This is a genomic window from Escherichia sp. XD33 (assembly GCF_019375075.1).
GTDB classification, from domain to species: Bacteria; Pseudomonadota; Gammaproteobacteria; order Enterobacterales; family Enterobacteriaceae; genus Enterobacter; species Enterobacter flexneri_A.
On the sequence record NZ_JAENDM010000046.1, the window covers coordinates 1 to 17,118 of the forward strand.

Below are 17,118 nucleotides of genomic sequence, written 5' to 3' on the forward strand. Positions count from 1 at the left end.
CGTACGGCCCACAGAATGATGTCACGCTGAAAATGCCGGCCTTTGAATGGGTTCATGTGCAGCTCCATCAGCAAAAGGGGATGATAAGTTTATCACCACCGACTATTTGCAACAGTGCCCTGTGTGATGTATACTTGGCGGGTTATTCTGCCTGTTCCGGCTTAGTTTTCTCAATGAGGAAATCTTCCATGAAATGCCCCTCATCAAGCAGCTTCTGTAAAGCAAGCGGACGCTTGCCATTACCAGACCATTCTCTGATCTCGCCATTTTCATCCTTAAAGCGGTATTTAGCCTTTCTTACTCCGCCTTTGGCTTTCCGCCTGGTTTTTACTGTATCTGCTGTTACAGGAGCAAGGAGTGATTCGGGATCAAGACCTAAAGATATGATGTATTCAATGGCCTGCTGACGTTTGGCTTCAAGTTCCTGGCGTTCAGCCGCTTCACGTTCAGCATCTTCACGACGTTCTTCAATAACAACGTTGAGCTTTTCCTGCATTTCGAGCAACTGCTCAAAATCAATCTCACGGGCAAAAACACGCAATGAACGAATATTCATCATAGTACGGCTGATAATGCCGTATTCATCTTCTTTAGTCAGTTCGCTCATATAATTAATCCTCTTATTTAGTGTACGTACTTCCAGACGCCGGAAGGCACCTTATCATAAAGTTTATTCATCACCAGTTCTGCTCGGCGATGATCTGCGGCAGAATAAAATGCCTCTGATTCTGATAAAGGCAGTTTGTAACGGTTAATCTCAATAACTTTTTCAAGAGTATCTCTTGATGTACATTTTCTTAACTGAAAAAGCCATTCCTGCTTTGTTTTCACTTCTTAGCCCTTGCCGGAAAACCCAGCTTCCCTGTTTTCTTATCCTCAAGGACAAGAACTGTATCATACGTTCCACCACTTTTCTTTTTAAATCCCTTAATCAAATCGGTTTTCCCTGATTTAACCAGTTTTTCGGCCTGTGCCTGGGTGATTTTCTTACCAGAAAACTCACTCCAGATTTTAAATTCACATCCGGTACAGAAATAACCTTTCGGCCTGATAACAATATGTTTACCACAGGAAGGGCAGGGAGAGTCCAGGCGTTGAAACTGCCCTGCTGGCGCAGCGGGTTCAATCTTCATCTCGCCCAGGTCAACATCAGAAATCATGCCTGTCAGTTCACCGTACAGATCATTAATAAACTGTTCAACCGTCAGGTCGCCATTTTCTATGGCAGCCTGCTTTTCAGACCATAATGCTGTCATATCAGGATTAACCGCTATACCAGGCAGGGCATCAATAAGCGCATATCCGGTATCAGTAGGAATAAGTTTCCCTTTTTCCAGCGTGATATAGTTTCTTTTCTTCAGCGTTTCCAGAATGGCTGCGCGGGTAGCTGGCGTACCAATGCCACCATGTTCATCTTTTTTGTCTTTATCCTTATCCTTCAACAATTTTTTAATTGTTGGATCAGTGACAAAATCCGCGACACGAACAAGCGCAGCAAGCAAGGAGGCTTCGGTGAATAACGGCGGCGGTGTTGTTTTCTTCTCATTAACAATAACTTCTTTTGTCGTCAGTGTTTCTCCTGTGCGAATTTTACAGAGCAGTTCAAAAGCGGAATCATCATTATCTTCTGATTCACCTTCGTCTGTGGTTTCCGCGCCAAGAAACGCCTCAAATCCGCTGTCAGTTGTTTTTCTGGCACGGGCATAGAACGACTCATCACCACACTGAATGGCAACCGATACTTCCTGGTATGCTTTTTCAGGCATGAACTGAACAAGATAGTGTTGTGCGATCGCCAGGTAAACATTGCGCTCGTCGGTGCTGAGTGCGTTAACATCAGGCACACTGGCGGTCGGGATTATCGCAGTATGCGCAGTCACCTTTGCACTGTTAAACGCTTTGCTTTTACGTGCAGAATCAATATCCAGCGACTGAGGAAAGACTGATTTCAGGGCATCGATAACCTGCGGCGCTTCGCTGAATTGTTCATCTGAAAGATATGAGCAGTCAGAGCGGTTATACGTAATTGCTTTATATTTTTCGCGTAGTTGTTGCGTAATATCCAGCGTTTTTTGTGCCGTCATTTTAAACTTCTTGTTCATGTATTGCTGGAGTCTGACCAGATTAAACGGCAACGGCGCAGCCGTTTTTTTATCATCAGTTGCTGCTGCTTCAACTGTAGCCGGTTTTCCTGCAAGGGATGCAGCCGTTCCGTCTGCCCACGCTTTATCAAGTAATTTACGGTCTGTCAGCGGAGCAAATTCCCCTGGCTTCCAGTTCGCCCTGATAACATCAGCACCACGCTGAAAGACTCCGGTCATGGTGTAGTAAAAACTGGATTTATGGTTCTGGTTAGCACGGGTACGATTCACAATCAGGCCAAGAACGGGAGTCTGGACGCGCCCGACAGACAGAACGCCCTGATATCCTCTGGCTTTTGCCGGAATGGTGTACGCACGTGTCATAGAGAAGCCATAGACGGCATCGGCAACTGACCGCGCCAACGCCTTAAGGTAAAGTCCTTTGAAATCACGATTGTCTTTAAGATTTGCCAGTGCCTTTTTCACTGCCGGAAGCGTGTTGTCGTTAATCAGAACGCGCTTTACGGGTTTTGTGTTGCCTGCATATTCCAGGACTTCATCAACCAGTAGCTGTCCCTCATCATCAGGATCGCCAGCGTGAACAATTTCAGTCACGTCTCCACGTCTGATAAGTTCGAGAATCGTTTTAACCTGTTTTGCTGCACTTTCAACAGGCTGATACTTCACGGGATAAAGACGTAAAGGAAGCGTTTCAACCTTCCAGGCTTTGTATTCAGGATTATAGTTTTCCGGCGGTTGTGATTCGATAATATGACCAAAACAGTTAGTCACAATGGCGTTATCACTTTCAAACCAGCCATCATGGCGGGTAAAATTGCCACCAAGTGCCTTAACAATATCATTTGCTACTGCGGGTTTTTCTGCGATAAAAAGTCTCATTTTGTTATCCTTTACATTGAATTAATCTTTTGGCACAACGGATAGCGCGTTCTTCCGATACTGTATGTTGCCAGTTATCTTTACTTACTACTCTGAATCTGCGCTCACAGCCATTAAAGGCAAAAATTCCCTCACGGTTAAGTATATTAGTTGCAATATCCCACTCTTTAATTCTCAAAAAGGCTGTTACAGCAAAACCAGAATACGAAGCAATTTTTGAAATGATGCATTCATCAGCTTTTATTAACGCGGCAAAAGGAACTATCTTTTGATGACCACACGAAATCAGAGGGAGTGTGTGAATATCATAATAAGCTATTGAATGACAATCCATGCGGGTATCATCAATAGCTGCCAGCCAGAATCCTGCCTGGTCTTTTATTTTTCTGCTAATATCTGAATCTGAAACACCAGGGTTTAATAAATATCCACCATAACAGATATGGAAGGGGTGAGCAGATTCATCAATATCAGGAAGTTCTTTTACCGGATTTTCTTTCCAGTCCTTCAGAACACCGAATTCAAGAGCATCCAGCAAAAACTTTCGTTCAAATCCATCAAACAATGCATATTGCATGTGTTAATCCTCCAGGTAACTTAAATAGTCAGGTTGTGCCCCGTTCTTTTTATAAAGTTCTTCCCTTTCCTCTATATCTTCATCTGCTTCCTGAACGCTCAGATCGAGGGTTCCTTTCAAAAAGGCACGAGCATTTTTTATTACATCCACTTATGCACTACCAGCAGATAAGCACAATAAAATAGCTATAATAGATTTGGTTACTTTCATTTCTAACCTCAGTGATTGTAACTAATCATCACATTTCGTTGGCGCGAAATGTGATACTTGCAGTACCCTGATACCCGTTGGCGCGGTTATCAGGTTTTAATTAACCTCTGACACGACCAAACTTACTCATGATTTTTGATATAGCAGCAGGATCAGCCGTTGAACACTGATTCAGAAATGCTTTACGGGCATCAAAAGTTTTACTCCAGCGAATGCTTCCTTTTTTCTTTTTCAGAATATTAAAAAAATCCTTTTCAGCACTTCTGCATTCACTCCCTCCACCTTGCCCGACTGCTTTTCCATATAAGCAAAGTACCGAAGCGCAAGGGTCAGATGCATTAGCATTTGTTGATATTAATCCTAACGCCAGCAAGGCTGGTAAAACCACTCTATTTTTTCCAGTCATTTTTCACCTCATTTTGTGCTTTAATGAAAACTATTTTTACCTGTTCAGGTAAAAAACTTTTCTCGTTTCGCCATTCCACGACTGCTGTTGCCCCTTCCATCTTCAACAGATCTCTGATTCGAAACCACAGCCCAGCATCATGTGTTGTCACTACAATCCTGTCCGCATGAGCCAGAGCGTAATAAAACGTCGGCGTTCTGGCCTGTACTCCGGATAAGGAAGTGATCTCATAAACCCATCCTTTACCGCTAACGTCTGACTTTATGACACCGTGAAAATCGGGGACATATGGCAATGAGGGATTGATCACTTCATTTGCCTTTTCAAACTGCACGGGTGTTGGCTCTGGCGGTGATGAACAACCAGCAAGAATGGAAATCAATAAAAACACTAACTTCTTCATCATGTTCTCCTTTATGCCGCTTTATCGAGATCAGGAACATCTTTTACTACCAGATACCCTTTTGCGACGATTTCATTTTCAAATACTTTCTGTGGAGGCATAACCAGCTTTCCTTTCTTCCTGGGGAAAATGTTTGCAAGTTCCGGAGCAACCTTCACAAAGTCACCAAAGAAATACTCATTGAGATAGTAGAATGCCTTTTCACAACGAATCGGGTTTTCTCCCTTCATTGCCAGGATTTCTTCACTAAATTTCAGTGTAAGTAGTTCATTTGTTGTTACCAGTGGACGCTCAATAAGGCTTTCTGATTCAGATCTCGATGTTCCTCCACGACTACGACTTTTGCTTTTCGAACCGATAGTTACTGTTCGTGTCCCCATCGCTTCTGATAACTCCCGCGCATCTTTAACATCAGAAGCGGAATAAACAATTTTGCAGGGTGCACTTGCCAGTAATGTTTTACTGCCTGCATAACTGTAGATTTCCTCAAGCTGAGAGCCGACCTGGTAAACAATCAACAATTTCAGCTTGTAACCAGCAATGAGACCAGATTTACTCTTGATGTAATCTACAGCACCAATTGACGGGAATTCATCCAGTAGAAAAAGGCAGTCATGCTTTATTTCCGGATCATCCGTTGGCATCTTTTCAAGATTCACCTGTATAGCAAGCTGAAAGAAAATATTTGTTATTTTTTCAGCCAACCTGGCATTATCACCAGAAATACAGAAATAAATTGTCATCCGCTTTTTCCGCACCTGCCGCAAATCAAAATCATTTCCATCAGTAGCATTTGCCACATTGGGGTTAGCAAACGGTGATAATCCATTAAGAAAGTTGCTTTTGAGTTGTGCTTTTGTTTTATCCTCCATCTCAATGAATGCCTTAAGGCCAGCGACACCAATATCAGCAAGCGTTTTGTCTTTCCCCCTTAATTCTGAACGAATATCATTCATGAATGAAAGAAGATGTTCGGGTTCTGCACGCTCAAAAAGCTGATTAATTTTAGACATTGAGAAGACAGGCTCAATATCAAGCGTTTTTAGTCCAGCCTTATCATTCTTAATCATAAACCATAAAGCGACAGCATAAGATTTAAAAACACCACCCGCCGTCTTATTAAGATAGCTACCAGCATCCGCACCATCTGTCTTATAGGGGTAAATAATCAACGAAAGATTTTCAAGCTGATTAAAACCTTCACTCGTTCCCATGCTGACATAATACAAAGGGTTAAAGCGGTGCGTTACCGAACTAAAGGGATCAAATTTATAAACCTCATGACCTAAAATCACCTTCCTGATAAGACTGGTGATATTAAAACACTCCCTTTTTGGATCGAGAATAATAACACTCCACCAGTACTTCATAAGATTAGTGATGACTATACCAGCACCTTTACCAGCCCTTGTTCCGGCTCCCATAGCACTGAATGCTGCTCCCACATAGCGTATGATTTTCTTGTCTTTTATACCAACGATAATCCCGTCTTTTTCGTCACCGTCAAGCGTGAAACTGTTAGACTCACGAATATCATTAATTGTTGCAAATCGCGCATCACCGAAAATATTTTCTTTCTTCTCGTTCAGTTTTATCAACGCCGCAACAGGGATGATAAGAGACACGACAAATCCTGCTCCAAGTGCAACAAAGGCTAAAACTCTGATATCCGTAGTCACAACAGATAAAGTAAGGCTGTCTGTAAAAATATCCATCCTGTACGCATCAATGGATCTGAACACAGCCTTCAATGGTTTCAGATTCTTTATCTGGCTGAAGTAAAGCACAAAGAAAATAAATGAACCTGCAAACCATGCCGCAACAAGCATAACAGCGAATATAAAAACAGATTGCGACTTATTAAAAGTTTTCACATTCAGCCCCTTTGTAATAGATGTCGCTCATATGCCTGACAACACCATCCCTGCCTACATGAACAACAATATCAATACTGTCCATAATGATTTTACGAAGAACATCAAAAGGAAGATTCTGACATTCTCTGTTCTGATAACATTTTGTCACCATCTGAATGATGGCATCTTTTGCCGAGGCCGCGTGAATGGACGTCATGCTTCCACTGTGACCAGAACCAGCAACTTTCACAAAATCCCAGGCATCGCCACCTTTAATTTCCGCCAGTAAAATTCTGTCAGGTTTCATCCTCAAACAGGATTTGATTAATTTCGCTGCTGTTATGATAGAGCCGGAATCACTGCCGGATTCCGAAGGGTAAAAAAGATGCACATAATTTTTATGGATAAAAAATTTGATTTCCTCTGCATCTTCAATCGTAATCAGCCGTGTATTCAATGGTATGAAATCGATAAGACTCTTCATATAAGTTGTTTTACCGGAACCCGTTGCTCCGGCAAATACAATGGTTTTCCCTGCTGCTACGGCAAGCTCCATAAAAGCAGCGATATTTCTCGCTCTGAATAAATCAAGAAGCTCATCATCGTATGTCCTGTGTTTTTTTCCTGACTGGACATAATCATAAAAACCGTTCGCCACATATTCTTTATGTGTTATCTGCCGTGTCGATGGTTTACGTATAGTGATTGAAATAGTATTTCTCTCACATGCAGGAGGAAAAACGACCTGTACACGTTCTCCTGATTCCAGTGTTGCTGAAAGTAATGGCTTGGTCTCGCCGATTTCATCTCCCCGAAATGATGCCAGCGTATGAGAAAAACGTTTACAAAAATCAAAGGTCACACTGTCATTATTATGGAATGTCCAGTCACCATTAATTTCCGTCCAGATTTCACCAGGACGGTTGACAGCAATTTCTGTTAGCCCTTCAATATCAAGAAAAGACTGGAATACTTGATTTTTATAAAAATCGAGCGATTTATTGCTAATGCTGACAGGAATAACGCCACTCATACTATTTTACCTTTAACTCATAGATATCAGAAAAATCAATGTCTTCCCCGACCATAATAGTGATTATGTCACCCTGGTTTTTATACATTGTTGGAGGAATATTTATCGAATTCTCAAGTGCGACTTTAGCCATTTCAGCCATTGCCTGTCGTGAGTTTTCGGTATAATCCACATTACGATCTTTACCAGGTGCATTATCCGCCGCCGCCGCCGCTACATCCTGAACCATACTGAGCATAAGAGAACCACCAAAACGCTCCCAGAAGTGAGAATCGATCCATCCATCAATGCCCGCTTCTCCCAGGGGACCAGCTGCTGCTGTATTTACCATATCGATTCGTTTATTATCAGGCGTCCGCAACTGCTCCCACATAACGAACATTCTGCCCTGTCCATGATTCAGCGTTCCGGTCTGGTAACGACCAAAAGCCTTAGTTCCCTGTTCCAGTAATTTTGTGTGGTGATTAGCACTCCATACATCTTCTGTAAAAACACAACTGATACGACCTGCAACATCAGAAACAAAGCGTGTGGTTAAAGCACACGGTATAAGCCTGTTTTCCTCAATATAGAGATCAGGATCGAGATTAATCGCAGTTACTTTCATTCCTGATTTACCAGGCACATTTTCTTTTGATTCTTTCCTTTCTTCCTGTGGCTCTGATGTCTGCGATGTCCTGCTGCTGCCACTCGCGCCAGTCTGACTCCCTCCCTGACCAGCAACAGGTATTGACAAATATTTCCTGAACCCCTCCTGTGGCACTTCTTTATGACCGTCAGAAACAGTATTACCAGAACCAGTAGCGCCTGGATTGATAATTGCTTTGTTCTCAACAGGGTCAAAATTCTGACCAAGACCAGTACGGATTTTACTTACCTGAGAAATGCTGGTATCGCCTGTTGATTCTGATGCTTTCTGCTGGTCATCTGCAAAATAATTTTTATATGTTTTCAGCGCAAAAATACCAATAACTAATACAGCCATCAGACCAAACAGAAAGCCAGAACGCATACGATTATTTTTGTTCCTGATATCACCGATATCATGAACGGGTTTACTTTCCAGCTTTGACTGATTCGCATCATCAACTAAATCATCTGTTTTTTTCATATCAGTCATTATTCACCTCAACACGTTCTACCGCAGGAGAAGATGTATTCCTCTGGTCGGTTAATACTTTTCCGAAAGATTTATTCACAACACCAACAACGCTGTTTCCATAGCGTAAAACAAATTTGTCATTAACGTTGTGGATAACCATAATTTTATACTTGCCTTTTGTTTCCACATTAAAAGCAAGTGTCTGTTCCTGACCATCTCTTACAGCAAATGGAGCTGGGAATACTTTCCCTGAGTTAAAACCTAAAAAGGTAAATATGCCATTATCATAAGCAAAATCAGGGGCGATACGACGACTGTCATATTTTTCATTGACTCGCATGAAATAATTCCAGTTTTTAGGCGCATCGGCTTTTTCAAAACTTTCAGAAATCAGTTTCTTCTGTCTGAGTTTTTCCTGTTTTTCTTTTGCCAGCCTTACTTCTTCTGCATTCTTTTTCGCTATTTCTGATGGATAGCGGAATTGTACAACATAAGCAGGTTGCGCTTGTTTTTCTTCTGACAGAAGGATTAGATCCAGACTGTAAATCCGCTTTGTTGTTCTGACAAAAAGATTCGTATCCCATTCCTTTTCTGTTGGCTGGAAAACCTTTTTCAGTTTTTCGCCTTCATCGCCTTCCTGTTCCTGAACAACGGGACGCGGATTGATGTAAACAACATTATCATCGGTTGTGATTTCCCATCCGGCAGGAAAACCAGCCTTTGCACTGATAACAGCCTCACCTTCATCAAAAACAACTGATGTGAGAAATCCTGTCTTTGACCGGATAACGGTCGTATTCGCACCGTTATAACTCACAGTCTGCATCCTTGCATCAAATCCAGAAGGTAACGGAGTCGCTGCTGAATACACAAGCCCAGGAAGCAATAAACATGTAGCAATAAATAATTTCTTCATCATTCCCCCCTGACTTCCCGATCTGTCTGGTAACTGGTTACAGTAAAACCGAGAGGATTAAGCTCACGACTGGAACTTTTAACCGACTTTTCTGGTTCAAAACGATATGTCACACGAGCCGTCCAGTATGAAACTGAAACCTGTCCGGTCGTGAAGTTTCTCGTCGTTTTTTTAAAGCGCACAGAGGCCAGTTTATCTGGCGCGGTTGCGTCAGAAATAATATTGGAGATGACCTCAACCGCAACGTAAGAACCGTTATTATGATAAATTTTATCAGGAGCCATATCGCTGTTATACAGACGAAGATAATCGTCCTTTACTGTATTCGAGCTATATAGCTGTACAGTCTCATAATCATACTGAAGAGACGGATAATTATAACCTTCACGTAAAGTAATATACGTGTTTACAAAATACCGCCCAAGTGCTTCAGATTGCAGGATCTTTTCCTGTTTAACCTGAGTAATCAGTTCTGTACGGCCTGTTTTTTCGCCAACAGCCACAATAGCAAGCTCTTTTTCTTTTAATGGCACAAGAACACAAATTGCAGCCCCAAGACATAAGGACAGTAATGATGCTGCCACTGCAACACGCCATGCATTTTTCTTAGACCGTTCATTTTCTGCATAGAGTTGTCTTTCGAAGGATTTAGCTGTCTCAATCTTCTTTTCGATTTTTTCACTCATAACTGATTACCTGGCTGTGGTTAATGGGTTCCAGTTCGCCGGAAACATCAGAAGGAAGGTTATTCCTTGTGGTACATCCGGAAATCTGAAACAGGAAAAACAAAAGAATCACACATCGCATAAATTCACCTTATTAAGCGTTCACGAACACCTTTAAGAGATAAAGGCCAAGATGAAGAAAAAGAATCCCACCAATAAGAAGCAAAAAGCGAAGATCCATACCCTTTCTCCATTTCCCCGCAAGCCCTAAACCAAGTCTTATTCCTGCGAAGCAGGTAAACACTCCTAAAAGAAGGATTAGGACAAAATAAAGTATCATGACAAAATAATGAAGCATGTCACAACCAGCTCTGACTGATTCCACCTAAGACCTTAAATAAGGTAATTCCCGTGATTAAAATAACAAGCTGGGTTATTAGCTTTCTCTTCCTGCTCCATCCGGAGGTGATATGTTTATCAACGAACACCAGTATCCAGTTCAGGGACATCACATAAAAAAAACGTTTCATTATTTTCATGCGGCGTTCCTCGCTCGTGCTTTTTCCAGGGATGCAAGTCTTCTCGCCTTCATCCCCAAAGCACCTGTCGGAGCCAGCGCCTGATATCCCTTTTCACCCGCCCATTCAGCGGCTGTTCGCGCACCACGCCCCATCAGATTCCCTGCTTTCCCTGATAAAGAATTCATGCCCGTTCTTCCGGCCATCCCTAAGCCAAAACCTAAACCAGCACGACCGCCAAGCATCAGAGACTTACCAGTAGCCATACCAGCAGCACCCAGCCCCATCATGGCTGCGCCCTGAACAGCACCTTCAACACCTGCACCTGCTAACTGGACAGCAAAACCTTTAGCTATAAGAACCAATAAAGCCCCCAAAAACCCAGCCATAAAGCCCATAGCACCTGTAGATACAAGATTTACATTCCCTGTTTGTGCAGCACGAATAGCATGGGAAAGGATCATCCCTTGAAAATCCATTGCTATCCGAATCACTAAACTGGCAAATAGAACTGTCAGAATACTGGAGAATAACGATTGTAACCAATTATTAAACATGCTCCGAATAAAACCAAACATGAGACAAAAGATAAATATCGGTGCTGTAATAATCAGGAGTTTCATCGTTACATCTGCTGTTAAAAAAACAACCACACTAACAGCCATTAAAATAAGCGAGCCAGTCCATATTAAAAACTGACCAACTACACCTTGATCTTTAACATATGTTGATTTATCTAAAGAGTATATTTCCGCACCAAGATTTTGCGTACTTTTCCATAAGTTATCTAAAGTTTGCCAGACACTCACCCCTCCAGAAAAACCATCTTTCATGCCTTGCAACGCATCAGTAGCCGCAGTTAAATACCCATCCGCATTAGTTATAAACATGATTATGATTGCAAATTTTGATAGATCCCATACTAAATCCTGCAAGGGCGTCTGAGTTTTACTGGCAAGTATTTGATATCCTTTCCATAGTACATATAACGTAACCGATACCGTTGCTAACGACATAATATCATTAGCAAATTGTGTTTGATAACTGGAGCTGATTTTATCTACCGAATCCATAACGGTAGAATTATATTTAACGAAAAACCCCTGAGCCATATATCCACCTTTTAATCAAAAGTTAATGGTTCAGCTTCTTTCTGCTGTTTAATAAAGGCCTCTTGTTCTTGTGTGACCAACATCTCATGATCTGCTTTATTTTTATTATTCCAGACATCATACTGCATTTTTATCGCCTGCATTTTTAACGACTGCGCCTGTAATGCGTTAGCCAAATCCTGGGATTCTTTGATATCCTTTGAAGCCTCAATTCGGCTACTTAAACTCTGAATCTGAGACATTGCACTTGATAACTGCTTATTGATCTCATTTCCCTGTTCAATACTGGCAGCCGTTGACACAATCCGTGCTTTACAGAGATTATCATTACGTTCATAGCCCGTATTACACATATCGAAGGCTCCATACTTGCTGAACAGATTTTTAGCCTGGCTGCTCAATGCACCTTCGGGATTACTGGTAAAATCAGAAATATAACTGTTCCCCTGCTTATAAATATTTGTCAGTTCTGATTGTAGATTACTTAGTTCATTTGTGAATGCCGCAATATTCCTTATACCTGTTGCCGTGGCTAACTGGTCTTTATATGCCTGAATCTGACTCTGATAATGTTGCGCAGTTTCGGACCATTGTTTGAGTCGTTCTGTCCATCTTGCGGCTTCAACAGCCCATTCCGGACTGGCATCAATAGCAACCGGAATTCCTGCGCTACTATAAAATGAAGCCGTCAATAATGATATCAGCATCAATGTTTTTACACGTTTCATAAATTCACCTGTCAGATTGCCCGTTCGAGATATTCAGGAACCCAGTCATCAGGCTCCATTCCTTCATGATAAATACTTTCAAAAATTTCCAGATTATCTGCACTGGCAGACAATATTTTCAGATATCCACCAAGTCCCGATAAATCGAGTGTCGCAAGTGCTGAAAATGATTTACCATCCCCCTTTTTAAGACTGCTTTTTTTAATCAGGAACTGTCTCGACATTGGATCAAGATTTTTAACAATATTAAATTCTTCTGGTGTCAGCTTAAGCCCTTCCACATAATCATTGTAATCGGCATCAGGGTTAGCCAGATAAATACTGGTGCTGCATACTTCAACCACAGCCCGTGAAATCTTATTCTTCAGTATTTCATCCGGAGACTGAGTTGCCGGAATAACCAGCCCGTTCAGCTTACGAATTGTTTTCAGCTTGTTATAGACAAAGTCGCTGAATGCTTCATCCTGTAGCCATTTCCAGAACTCATCCAGGAAGATAACAAGACGCCGACCGTCCAGAAGCTGCGTAATGCGATACAGCAGATAGAAAGTAATTGGTGCACATACCATCGGATCATCAAGAAACTCGGTGCCATCAATGCCAAAATTATTGACATGCTGAATATTGAATGTGTCTTTAGCATTATCAAAAACCCAGCCATGAGCCTGACCATTAGCCCATTGGGACAAACGAAGGATAATCCCGTTCTCCTGCTCATCCCGATCATCTCTCTGCATAAGATGCTCAAGCATTCTGGTAATGCCATATTCCCGCATTTCGCCAGGAGGAAAATCCATCACAGCATCAACACTTTCGCTAATAAGCAATCTTTCTCTTGTCGATAATCTTTCACCATTTCTGGTACACAGAATCTCCATCAGTTGCTTGACAAAAATACGGTTACGTTTTGTTGCCTCCAGAGCAAAAGGATTCCATCCTGTCGGCTCACCGCTTTTTACGGTGTAATATTCCCCACCAAGCATTCGGATACATAATTCAGCCCCTCTGTCCTTATCAAGAAAGACACACGTTAACTTCTTATTTTTTGCAGAATCAGCAAAAGTTTCGGGGTTATTGTATTTCTGTAATGAACAGGCAAGATATGACAGAAACATTGTCTTACCTGAACCCGCCGTTCCTATAACTTTAGTATTAGCAAGATTCTTTTCACCTGTTTCATCTTTAAACAGTACTGAGTTATGTAAATTCAGATAATACGCCTGTTTGCTTGGTGTTTTGAGAATAGCAACCGCTTCTGTCCAGCAGTTTTTATCGCGTTTCCCCTGGTAGAAATTATGGAATGATGCCAGTTCAACAAAATTTACATTCGATACCGGAGATAAACGCGGCCTTAAATGAAAAACCGCCGGAAGTTGGGCAAAATATGCCGCTGGCAATGACATGGTTGACAATGCCGGAATAATGCCCAGGTCAGTAAAGTCTGCCGTAATTTTACTTACAGATTCGTCAAGCTCCCTGATACTGTCCGCCATTACCATTAGCGTGAAATGGTAGTAACCAAAGGATATATCACCGGACACAATATCATTTTTTGCCTTTTCCAGTTCCTGCAATTGAGTAACCGCATCATCTTCTGTACTCTTTAACTGTTTTTCCGCACGTTTAATGGTACTCAATGCTTCTGATTTGCTCATGGATGTATATGAATGCGTAATAATATAGTCAGCATCAGAATACTGGAGCACATCAAAAACACCGGATGCAGTCTCACTACAGAAATCTTTAATTTCAATAGAACGAAAGAATTTATTTCCATCAATGCGGCATATCTGTCCGGTATCATGATTAAAAAATACATCCACTCCACCAAGAACGTTATACACCGGAGAATCAGTGACTCTGATTTTTTGCAACTTCCCTGTCAGAAGATAATTATAGAATGACAGTTGAGAAGAAAATACCTTTCCGTTCTCCTCATACATACCAAGAAGTTTACAGGTAAATTTATCAAGAGCGCCAGAGAATGTATTAATCATTTCATTCATTCTCTTCACATGAATGTTAATATCATCTTTCTTTTCTTTAATACTTTTTTTGCGTTTTTCCAGTTTTTCTACACGCCCATCTGGTCTGTAGATCAGCGTAAAGTAAAGAGTGTTCCCCTTGAATTTATTTTTCTTCATCGAACCATAGTAACAATCTGATATTATATCAGCATATTTATTACCTGATTTTGTGGTAAAGGCATCATAAAAACTCGCCCTGCATGAATGGTTATAAAATGAAACGGGCAGTCCGGAAAATGAACGAACAAGAGTGGCAACCTGTGAGTCAATAGTTTCTAACATCTCCGCAGAGATTGACTCAAAGTTAATCCCCATCAGTTGCCATGTCGCTACATAATCACCGTTCTTTGTTTTGACAATATTTTTATCAACATGGCTTGAATAGGGTATATATTTACCAGTAGTGATTCGCTCATTCAGTTTCATGGCATTAACAAACTCATCAATTTCAACAGCTTCATATTGTCCGGAGAGGAACGCTCGTGCGCCAAAAAAACGATTACACACTGAGTTTCCGAGCATTTTCAGCTTAAGAAAGTAAAGGTTAAAAATGTGGTCGTCCTGTTTAGTGATCATTCTGAGAACAAAAACCGCGACAGGAATAGCCAGCCAGATCAGCTTGCTGATATAAACCCCCGCCAGAAATAACGCCCCTGCAACCACAGTAAGAGGGACGACAGGAACACCCACATACATAGCAGGGCGTGTCATCGCTTTATAAAGTGTAGACATACTATCGTCCCCGCTTTATTAGTTAACCATCATTGATGCAACTTCAGCCGCACTGGCGATAACAATTGCCCCGATGATGATAGGTGAGCATTCACGAATCGTGCTTCCACCAAACAGAACCTTGTAGCCGACCCACAGACAGGCAATAGTCACCGTGACCAGTGAAAGGCCACTAAGCCCTGTTTTAACCTTTTCCAGCAGTGTTTCCGCTTTTGAAAATCCATCCGCAAAGGCCGGTGATGCAACTGTTGCCCCGGCGACTGCCATAACTACCTTATTTTTACGCTGCATTACAGCAGTGACAGATGAACTGATACGATTACATACTGATTTCTTAAATGACATTTTATAAGTCCTGTTAATTAATAACTTTTGTTGGATGTGAGTTATCAACAAAAGCAGATTTCAGAATGGTTTCGGGCCAGATAACTGACGCATTGTGTGAACGATTTTTTCGCTGTTCTCCCCCGTTGCTTCTTGTACCTGGTACAACATATTTTTTTTCGTTCCCTGTATAACCAATTCGCTCAACATAACTTGTATTATTAAATTCTTTTTCTTTTCGCTTACCGTTACTAAAATTTCCTGTATAGTAACAACTAAGCGCATTCTCCAGGCTCCTCCCTCGTTTATAACAATCCACGATAATCTTTTCGAAAACAGACAAGTTTTCACACGAATCAAGGAGTTTTTCTGCGGACGTGGAATAAAAAGAAAAATTACTGCTGGTAATCTGCATCAATCCGACAGAATAACGTCTTTTTCTGTTTTCAATTTCTCTGATAACTGTTAGAGCTTCCTCCTTACTTTTGGGCATATGACTGATAACACTTTTGCCATAGCTACCGCGTTCCCTTTCAGGAATAATTTCAGCCACAGCATAAGGATTGAAGCCACTCTCGACCCGTGCAATATCATTTATCGTATCCGGATGAACTGACGCCGCACACAGCAACAAGGCTGGGAATAAAGACGCCATAGCTAACGCTCCATATATCCATCAATACGCATACTCTGCATTAATAAGTAAATAATTTGCTTCCTCTTACTAAGCAAAGATGTTTTCGTTTTCTCTTCGATAAATGCATTCAACCTGGGATCGAGTTTTATCGTGACATAAACCCCTTTTTCCGATGACTTATCTGATTTCTCCTTCATTTAATCAATCCACTATAAGTGTGTTTTGGATTTGTTTTAGATGCGAACATGATTCGCAAAATAACAATGCTCAACAATACGATCAAATAACATTGACAAAATGGTCATATTATGATTCGTGTGATCATGCAAAAAAAAGCGCCCATATGGGCGCTCTAGTATGATTGAAACATTAGTTAATCGAATGTAGGGACTGGAGCATCCTTCTGAGACTGAATAAACAATGCTTGTTTAACATTCTTACAGTTCTGAGAATCAGAGCCAGACTTCTCACACTCTGCCTGCTTTTGTTTAGCTTCCGTAAGATGCTGCCCCCACCAATCCACACTTTTTACTTCTTCACTACAACCAACAACGAAGAACGGCAAAGCAAAAAGCAGATATTTTTTCATAAATTCCCCCTCTCACTGATCCTGGAAAGACTTGACACGAGAAGGGCATTAGTCCGAATGAGTACCAGTGTTCTGATCCCTGCCAACGAGACACCTCCCAGTTCAGCTCTTACAGAATCGAGATATTTTCTGACAGTTGAAGGCTTTAGTCCTTTGAAATCAGCAATTTCATTCAGGGTATAGCCATAAGCGTACATCAGAATAATGTCTTTTTGTTGCTCACTCAAATGTTCTTCATCACTAAAAATTTGATGAAGTCCAGAAATGCAGATAGCATCATGCTCAGTCATGATAACCTCCCT

General features: G+C 41.4%; 18 protein-coding genes and 1 pseudogene. All 19 read right to left on the bottom strand.

Annotated features, from left to right (window positions below; genetic code table 11):
* Window positions 1-142: 142 nt before the first annotated feature.
* The gene (locus K0778_RS19900) at window positions 143-607 is read right to left on the bottom strand and encodes an H-NS family nucleoid-associated regulatory protein (RefSeq protein WP_001293134.1); all 465 of its coding nucleotides are present in this window, start codon (window positions 605-607) and stop codon (window positions 143-145) included.
* 17 nt (window positions 608-624) lie between these two features.
* Window positions 625-831, bottom strand: a complete 207-nt coding sequence (gene hha / locus K0778_RS19905) for a hemolysin expression modulator Hha (protein ID WP_000850859.1) — start codon at window positions 829-831, stop codon at window positions 625-627.
* The gene (locus K0778_RS19910) at window positions 828-2,981 is read right to left on the bottom strand and encodes a type IA DNA topoisomerase (protein ID WP_001235745.1); all 2,154 of its coding nucleotides are present in this window, start codon (window positions 2,979-2,981) and stop codon (window positions 828-830) included. The genes hha and K0778_RS19910 overlap by 4 nt, the downstream gene beginning before the upstream one ends.
* A 4-nt stretch (window positions 2,982-2,985) precedes the next feature.
* Entirely contained in the window at window positions 2,986-3,558 is a 573-nt protein-coding gene (locus K0778_RS19915; protein ID WP_001198960.1) for a hypothetical protein, read from the bottom strand.
* Window positions 3,559-3,561: 3 nt separating this feature from the next.
* Window positions 3,562-3,708 (bottom strand): annotated as a pseudogene (locus K0778_RS19920) (ATP-binding protein); the annotation flags it as partial.
* Window positions 3,709-3,868: 160 nt separating this feature from the next.
* Window positions 3,869-4,174 (bottom strand): TrbM/KikA/MpfK family conjugal transfer protein, encoded by a 306-nt coding sequence (locus K0778_RS19925; protein WP_001350475.1) that lies wholly within the window; start codon window positions 4,172-4,174, stop codon window positions 3,869-3,871.
* Window positions 4,158-4,580: a cag pathogenicity island Cag12 family protein gene (locus K0778_RS19930; RefSeq protein WP_015059903.1), complete on the bottom strand. Its 423-nt coding sequence runs from the start codon at window positions 4,578-4,580 to the stop codon at window positions 4,158-4,160. The genes K0778_RS19925 and K0778_RS19930 overlap by 17 nt, the downstream gene beginning before the upstream one ends.
* Before the next feature lie 8 nt (window positions 4,581-4,588).
* Complete coding sequence (gene taxB / locus K0778_RS19935) at window positions 4,589-6,451, bottom strand: relaxosome-coupling protein TaxB (RefSeq protein WP_170324155.1); 1,863 nt, start codon at window positions 6,449-6,451, stop codon at window positions 4,589-4,591.
* Window positions 6,438-7,466, bottom strand: a complete 1,029-nt coding sequence (virB11, locus tag K0778_RS19940; protein WP_000017226.1) for a P-type DNA transfer ATPase VirB11 — start codon at window positions 7,464-7,466, stop codon at window positions 6,438-6,440. Before virB11 ends, taxB begins: the two co-directional genes overlap by 14 nt.
* 1 nt (window position 7,467) lies before the next feature.
* The gene (gene virB10, locus K0778_RS19945) at window positions 7,468-8,586 is read right to left on the bottom strand and encodes a VirB10/TraB/TrbI family type IV secretion system protein (protein ID WP_000131271.1); all 1,119 of its coding nucleotides are present in this window, start codon (window positions 8,584-8,586) and stop codon (window positions 7,468-7,470) included.
* The gene (gene virB9 / locus K0778_RS19950) at window positions 8,579-9,487 is read right to left on the bottom strand and encodes a P-type conjugative transfer protein VirB9 (protein ID WP_001329500.1); all 909 of its coding nucleotides are present in this window, start codon (window positions 9,485-9,487) and stop codon (window positions 8,579-8,581) included. Before virB9 ends, virB10 begins: the two co-directional genes overlap by 8 nt.
* Window positions 9,484-10,170, bottom strand: coding sequence for a virB8 family protein (locus K0778_RS19955; protein WP_001290765.1), 687 nt, complete (start codon window positions 10,168-10,170; stop codon window positions 9,484-9,486). The genes virB9 and K0778_RS19955 overlap by 4 nt, the downstream gene beginning before the upstream one ends.
* A 514-nt stretch (window positions 10,171-10,684) precedes the next feature.
* Window positions 10,685-11,779, bottom strand: coding sequence for a type IV secretion system protein (locus K0778_RS19960; RefSeq protein ID WP_000046889.1), 1,095 nt, complete (start codon window positions 11,777-11,779; stop codon window positions 10,685-10,687).
* Window positions 11,780-11,790: 11 nt separating this feature from the next.
* Complete coding sequence (locus K0778_RS19965; RefSeq protein ID WP_000832283.1) at window positions 11,791-12,507, bottom strand: type IV secretion system protein; 717 nt, start codon at window positions 12,505-12,507, stop codon at window positions 11,791-11,793.
* Between the two features lie 11 nt (window positions 12,508-12,518).
* Window positions 12,519-15,266 carry a VirB4 family type IV secretion/conjugal transfer ATPase gene (locus tag K0778_RS19970; protein ID WP_000105985.1) on the bottom strand — a complete coding sequence of 916 codons (2,748 nt, stop codon included), beginning with the start codon at window positions 15,264-15,266 and terminating at the stop codon, window positions 12,519-12,521.
* Window positions 15,267-15,284: 18 nt separating this feature from the next.
* Entirely contained in the window at window positions 15,285-15,611 is a 327-nt protein-coding gene (locus K0778_RS19975; RefSeq protein ID WP_000008647.1) for a TrbC/VirB2 family protein, read from the bottom strand.
* A 13-nt stretch (window positions 15,612-15,624) separates the two neighbouring features.
* Entirely contained in the window at window positions 15,625-16,245 is a 621-nt protein-coding gene (locus K0778_RS19980; RefSeq protein ID WP_000157549.1) for a lytic transglycosylase domain-containing protein, read from the bottom strand.
* Between the two features lie 355 nt (window positions 16,246-16,600).
* On the bottom strand, window positions 16,601-16,816 hold the full coding sequence (locus K0778_RS19985; protein ID WP_000760375.1) for an EexN family lipoprotein: 216 nt from the start codon (window positions 16,814-16,816) through the stop codon (window positions 16,601-16,603).
* Window positions 16,813-17,106, bottom strand: a complete 294-nt coding sequence (locus K0778_RS19990; RefSeq protein ID WP_060598542.1) for a sigma factor-like helix-turn-helix DNA-binding protein — start codon at window positions 17,104-17,106, stop codon at window positions 16,813-16,815. Before K0778_RS19990 ends, K0778_RS19985 begins: the two co-directional genes overlap by 4 nt.
* Window positions 17,107-17,118 lie beyond the last annotated feature (12 nt).